Origin of the sequence: Bacillus sp. GC_Bacil_1 (assembly GCF_026540675.1) — a bacterium.
In the GTDB taxonomy this organism is placed as follows: Bacteria; Bacillota; Bacilli; order Bacillales; family Bacillaceae_G; genus Bacillus_A; species Bacillus_A cereus.
On record NZ_JALNUG010000041.1, the window covers coordinates 1 to 6,003 of the forward strand.

Genomic DNA, 6,003 nt, shown 5'->3' on the forward strand with positions numbered 1-6,003 from the left:
CATTTATATCGGCGATTTCCCAAATATATCGACATCAGTAACACCATAAGCATAAGAAAGAAGCTGCCCCAAAATATCTTTTGGAACAGCTTCTTCGTCCTACTTATATAAATCCTAATCCCCATACAAGAACGTATCCAAGAACCGATAAGCAAACCGAGCCAATCAGCCCTGCCACGAATGCTTTACTTCCTAATTTACGAAAAGTTTTAAACTCTACATTTAAACCGAGCCCTGCCATCGCCATTGCGATTAGCATATAAGCAATGACAACAATGTATCCCGCAACAACTTCTGGAATAATCCCAAGCGAATGCACTGCACTCATTGCTAAAAACCCGAAGATGAACCACGGAATTGGAAGGTCGCGCCATGATCTTTTTTCCTCGCTACCTTCACTCTTACCAAACCATAATCCGATTAAAATCGCTACTGGTACAAGCATTGCAACGCGCGTTAGTTTCACGATAACTGCGATATCTACAGCCGTGCTTCCTCCTGGCGCCGCAGCCGCAATTACGTGAGCAATTTCATGCAGTGTCGCCCCTGAGAACACTCCATATCCGTATGGAGATAGGCCAAGCACTGGATATAATAACGTATAAATAAGCGTAAATATTGTACCTAAAATTGCAATGATCGCCGCTCCAACTGCTGTTTCGTCATCTTTTGCTTTCACTTGCGGTGCAATTGCCACGACCGCGGCCGCGCCGCAAATTGCCGTACCGCATGCTGTTAAAATCCCAAGTTTCTTTTCTACTTTAAATACTTTCGTTAGTCCGTATACAACAAAAATAGTAAATGTAATAACAACCGCCGCGATGACCAATACTTTCGGCCCCGCCTTCGCAATATCAACAAGATTTAATCGCATTCCAAGTAAGATGATCCCAAAGCGCAGTAACTTCTTACTCGCAAAGTTCGTTCCTGCAATCGCATCATGAGGAACTCCAATTGCAGCGCGCCAAACCATCCCAATTAGAATAGCAATTACTAATTGTCCCATAATATTTAAAAATGGAAGCTCTGCTAAATATTTCGCGGCAATTGCGATTAATAATGTAATCCCAATTCCTTGCGAAAATCCAAAGCCCTTCTTCTTTTGTATAACAAGTGTTTGTTCCACCTTGTACCACCCCAACAATCGTATTGGAACATGCATGTTCTTTCTACTTACATTATAAGAGAGTTTCTATAATAAGTTTAATACCAATACCGAATCTCTATCATCAGAAATACTTATGATAAGATGATAGAAAAGAAAGGAGCCCATTATATGAACGTAGACATTTTAAAAATTTTTGTTACTGTCGTTGAACAGAAACACTTCTCTCGTGCAGCGGAATTATTAAATCTTTCACAGCCTGGCGTAAGTATGCATATACGCAACTTAGAAAACGAATTTGGAACTACACTCATTCAGCGATCTCCGAAACATGTCCAAGTCACGGAAGCTGGAAATATATTATATATACATGCAAAGCAAATGCTCTCTCTTTACGAAGATGCTAAGCAAGAAATTAATGAACTACATAACGTTGTAACAGGAACACTTCGCATCGGTGCTAGTTTTACAATTGGCGAATACTTACTTCCAAAAATACTCGCTAACTATGCGAATGAAAATCCACGCGTCGAAGTGCATACCTTTATCTCAAATACAGAAGAAGTTTTGCAAAGTCTTCGCTCTAATCAAATTGATATCGGCTTAGTGGAAGGGCAAGTCGTATACGCTGATGTTAACGTTGAAACATTTATGCAAGATGAAATGAAGCTCGTCGTTCCGCCAAATCATCCATTGCTCCGCACAAAGGAAATAAATGAAAGCACACTCCAAGACCAAGTATGGGTATTAAGAGAAAGTGGTTCTGGTACACGTGCTTATAGCGATCGATTTATTCATCAACACCATTTAAAAATGAAGCGATTCTTTACATTTAGCAGTATTCAAAGTGTGAAGGAAGCCGTCGCCGCCGGTCTTGGCATCGCTATACTTTCTGATTGGACTGTACGGAAAGAGCTACTAGCAAGAGAACTATTCCACATCGAGGTTCCAAATGAACAACTAATCCGTCCGTTCTCCATCGTGCGCGGCAAATATTTCATTCCCTCTAAAGCCATTCAAGTGTTCTTAAATCATGTAAATTCTTTTGCGAAAAAACAGCATTGACCTTCACATTAGTGTGAAGGTTTACAATACATGTAAAAGGAGTGAAACACATTGCGAATTGGAGAATTATCAAAAGAAACTGGCGTTAGTGAAAGATCACTAAGACATTACGAAGAAAAGGGATTACTCCCTTCTAAGCGCCTCGCAAATGGCTACCGTGATTTTGATGAAAGTGCCATCGGAAAAGTGGAGCTTATTCAAATGTACTTACAAATTGGCTTAAATTTAGAAGAGACGGCAAGGATGCTGCGCTGCCTTGAAATTGAACCGCACCTGTACGACAATCCGTGCAGCAGTATCCTTACGCTTTACGAAGATAAACTCAATGAAGTAACAAAGCAAATCACATTACTTTCCAACATCCAAACGAATTTGCAAAAACACGTTTCACTCCTAAAACAAGCAAAAAAAAAGGGATGATTACATGTTTGTTATACATGGCAGTTCAAGACAAAACGGAAATACGGAAGCTTTAACACATATGATGATTGATGGAATTGAAACAGAACAAATTTATTTACGTGATCACACAGTCTATCCTATTACAGATAAGCGTCATGATACAGAAGGATTCCAACCTGTAAATGATGACTACGAGCAGTTAACGAAACGCATGTTAGAGCACGACACGATTATCTTTGCTACACCATTATATTGGTACGGAATGAGTGGACATATGAAAAACTTTGTTGATCGCTGGTCACAAAGCTTGCGCGATACATCTCTTCATTTCAAAGAGAAAATGAAAGATAAAAAGATGTATGTTGTCATCGTTGGCGGAGACAATCCAAAACTGAAGGCATTGCCGCTTATTGCTCAGTTTCAATACATCTTCGATTTTGTTGGTTCATCATTTGAAGGATATATCATTGGAGATGCGAATGGATTAGATGAAATCAAAAACGATGCTGAGGCGCTGGCAAAAGTACAATTGTATAATAATAAATTCAAAAATAGCGAACAGAAATAAGTTTGACAAACTATTTAGACTTAGCAACGCAAGAAGAATTAGAAACCATGTTACAAGAATATCCTGGCACAATACTTTTCATTAGCCATGACCGTGCCTTTATTCGCTCTGTTGCAGACCATATTCTACAAGTAGATGAGAGTGAACCAAGAGTATTCCACGGTAATTACGAGCAATACACAAAAAGAACAACCGGGAATTCTGTAAACGTTACTGAACAAGAATTATTAAGGTTACAAACAAAATTAACTGAAGTCATCAGCCGGATTTCTATACCCAATCATCACGATGACATCACATCTCTCAACCAAGAATACGAAACATTATTAGTTCAAATACGGAAATGTAAAGAAGCGCTCTAATGTCTTCCCTATATATCGACGGGACCTTCCGCATTTCCCAAGAAATATTGAAACTTCGACATATAAAGTAAAAAGCCATGCATCAGCACGGCTTTTACTTTATCCCGCATTAACGGGCAGTAAGACTCCCACCTCAAAATTCGGTTAAGGCAAAGAAGGTAGATGGGAGACCAACTGCCCGTAAATGCCCGATTGGTTCAACTAATAATCAGTGGGGAACAAACACCCCCACTGATTAAAGTTTCACTTTATATACGAACAGCAGTCCCGCTCACTGCAACCATTAGCATCCCTTCGCGAACTACTTCGTAGTCCACGTCAATACCAACAATGGCATTCGCATTTTTTTGTCTTGCGAAAGTTTTCATCTCTTCCATTGCAATGTCGCGCGCTTCTTTTAATTTACTTTCATAAGCACCCGCACGACCGCCGACAACGTCACGGACAGAAGCGAAGAGGTCACGAACGATATTCGCGCCCATAATTGCTTCTCCATTGACGATATCGATATACTCAATAATTTCTTTTCCTTGAATTGTAGACGTTGTTGTTACAATCATACTTTATAGCCTCCCATATGAGATTTTTACCTACTTATGGTGCACTAATTCAGTACAAATTATATTTACGAACTAAACTGAGCTTCGTATAACCTACTGTATCCTCCGCCTTGCTCAATTAATTCATCATGTGAACCTTGTTCTGCAATACCGTCTTTATTTACAACGACGATTCGATCTGCATTTTTAATCGTTGCAAGTCTGTGAGCGATAACTAACGTTGTACGACCAGCTGCTAATTCAGCAAGTGATTTTTGAATTGCAAGTTCCGTCTCAGTATCTAGTGCGGAAGTAGCTTCATCTAGTATTAAAATTGGCGGGTTTTTCAAGAACATACGAGCAATTGCTAGACGCTGCTTCTGTCCACCAGAAAGTTTTACACCACGCTCACCGATAACAGTATCTAAACCGTCTGGTTGTGAGTAAATTAAGTCTTCTAACTGCGCACGTTTTACTGCCTGCCAAATTTCAGCTTCTGACGCCTTTAAGTTCCCGTAAGCAATATTTTCACGAATTGTTCCTGAGAATAAGAACACATCTTGCTGCACAATTCCAATTTGCTTACGAAGTGAAGATAATGTCATATCTTTCGTATCAATACCATCAATTTGAATTGATCCAGATGATTGCTCATAAAAACGTGGTAATAGGCTACATAACGTCGTTTTCCCTGCTCCTGATGGTCCAACGAACGCAACCGTTTCACCTGCATGTATATTCAAACTAATATCTTTTAAAATCGGTTCTTTATTTTCATATCCGAACGTAATGTTGTTATATTGAATATCACCATGTACCTGTTTAACTTCCATTGCATCTTTAGAGTCTACAATGTCAGGCTCTGTTTCAAGAAGCTCTACATACCTTTTAAAACCAGCGATTCCTTTCGGATAGCTTTCGATTACCGCGTTAATTTTTTCAATTGGACGGAAGAAAATATTCGTTAATAGAACGAATCCGATAAATCCACCGTACGTTAATTCTCCTTGCAGAACAAACCATGTACCGCATATTAATACGAAGAGCGTTACGAGACGCATGAGCATATAACTAATCGATGAATTTAAAGCCATAATTTTATACGCCATTAATTTCGTTGTACGGAAACGAGCGTTGTTCACAGCGAATTGCTCTTTCTCAAACTTTTCATTTCCGAATGCTTGTACAACGCGAATACCACCAACGTTGTTCTCAATACATGCATTGAAATCAGCAACATCTGAGAATAAACGTCTAAACGTACCTGTCATTTTTTTATTGAAGTAAAGTGCTAACCATAATAGGAATGGAATGACGAAGAACGTTAATAACGCTAACTTCCAGTTGATCATCATCATAAATGAGAATGCCCCAACTAAAGTCATTACGGCGATAAATAAATCTTCTGGTCCATGGTGAGCAATTTCCCCAATTTCCATTAAATCGTTTGTAAGGCGCGAAATTAAATGACCTGTTTTATTATTATCAAAAAATCTGAATGATAGCTTTTGAATATGATCAAATAATTTCTGCCTCATATCTGTTTCAATGTTAACACCAAGCATATGTCCCCAATATGTAACGACATATTGTAAGCCTGCATTTAACATATAAACTGTGAGTAAACCGAAACAAGCCCATAAAATAAGCGTCCAGTTTTGCCCTGGCAATAACTTATCAATAAATTGATTTACGATAAGCGGGAAGCCAAGTTCCAGTAATCCTGCGATAACTGCACAAGAAAAGTCGAGTATAAATAAACCTTTATACGGTCTATAGTAAGAAAAAAATTTACGTAGCATATCTTACCTCCATTTTCCAAAATTAAAAAGACTCCCTAAATGATAACCATTATCAAATGATTATTCAAGTTATCCGTCTATGAAACTGAAAATAAGCTTTACGATAGTTGTCGTTTTTTGCCGGAAAGTCGATATATTCGAATAATCGCCGATATATTTC

At 38.7% G+C, this 6,003-nt stretch carries 7 protein-coding genes; 4 read left to right on the forward strand and 3 right to left on the reverse strand.

Annotated features, from left to right (window positions below; translation table 11 throughout):
• Positions 1 to 103: 103 nt before the first annotated feature.
• Positions 104 to 1,126 carry a YeiH family protein gene (locus tag OXT04_RS29305; protein ID WP_000438413.1) on the reverse strand — a complete coding sequence of 341 codons (1,023 nt, stop codon included), beginning with the start codon at positions 1,124 to 1,126 and terminating at the stop codon, positions 104 to 106.
• Between the two features lie 150 nt (positions 1,127 to 1,276).
• Here OXT04_RS29305 and OXT04_RS29310 point away from each other — a divergent pair, with 150 nt between their 5' ends.
• The 4 genes from OXT04_RS29310 to OXT04_RS29325 are packed head-to-tail and all read left to right on the forward strand — an operon-like array spanning position 1,277 to position 3,502.
• Positions 1,277 to 2,170 carry a LysR family transcriptional regulator gene (locus OXT04_RS29310; RefSeq protein ID WP_071713836.1) on the forward strand — a complete coding sequence of 298 codons (894 nt, stop codon included), beginning with the start codon at positions 1,277 to 1,279 and terminating at the stop codon, positions 2,168 to 2,170.
• Between the two features lie 51 nt (positions 2,171 to 2,221).
• Positions 2,222 to 2,590, forward strand: coding sequence for a MerR family transcriptional regulator (locus tag OXT04_RS29315; RefSeq protein ID WP_071713837.1), 369 nt, complete (start codon positions 2,222 to 2,224; stop codon positions 2,588 to 2,590).
• A 4-nt stretch (positions 2,591 to 2,594) separates the two neighbouring features.
• Positions 2,595 to 3,140, forward strand: a complete 546-nt coding sequence (locus OXT04_RS29320; protein WP_071713838.1) for a flavodoxin family protein — start codon at positions 2,595 to 2,597, stop codon at positions 3,138 to 3,140.
• A 2-nt stretch (positions 3,141 to 3,142) separates the two neighbouring features.
• Entirely contained in the window at positions 3,143 to 3,502 is a 360-nt protein-coding gene (locus OXT04_RS29325; protein WP_003272240.1) for a hypothetical protein, read from the forward strand.
• 248 nt (positions 3,503 to 3,750) lie between these two features.
• On the opposite strand, the gene OXT04_RS29330 is transcribed toward OXT04_RS29325, so the two are convergent.
• Both OXT04_RS29330 and OXT04_RS29335 read right to left on the reverse strand, forming a co-directional pair.
• Positions 3,751 to 4,062: a heavy metal-binding domain-containing protein gene (locus OXT04_RS29330; protein WP_000637523.1), complete on the reverse strand. Its 312-nt coding sequence runs from the start codon at positions 4,060 to 4,062 to the stop codon at positions 3,751 to 3,753.
• Positions 4,063 to 4,127: 65 nt separating this feature from the next.
• Entirely contained in the window at positions 4,128 to 5,843 is a 1,716-nt protein-coding gene (locus OXT04_RS29335) for an ABC transporter ATP-binding protein (RefSeq protein WP_267418938.1), read from the reverse strand.
• Positions 5,844 to 6,003: the final 160 nt, after the last annotated feature.

Bases quoted from the DNA above. Each gene is read 5' to 3' on its own strand.
- OXT04_RS29320 (WP_071713838.1), top strand. From the start codon at position 2,595: ATGTTTGTTATACATGGCAGTTCAAGACAAAACGGAAATACGGAAGCT.
- OXT04_RS29310 (WP_071713836.1), top strand. From the start codon at position 1,277: ATGAACGTAGACATTTTAAAAATTTTTGTTACTGTCGTTGAACAGAAA.
- OXT04_RS29330 (WP_000637523.1), bottom strand. From the start codon at position 4,062: ATGATTGTAACAACAACGTCTACAATTCAAGGAAAAGAAATTATTGAG.
- OXT04_RS29335 (WP_267418938.1), bottom strand. From the start codon at position 5,843: ATGCTACGTAAATTTTTTTCTTACTATAGACCGTATAAAGGTTTATTT.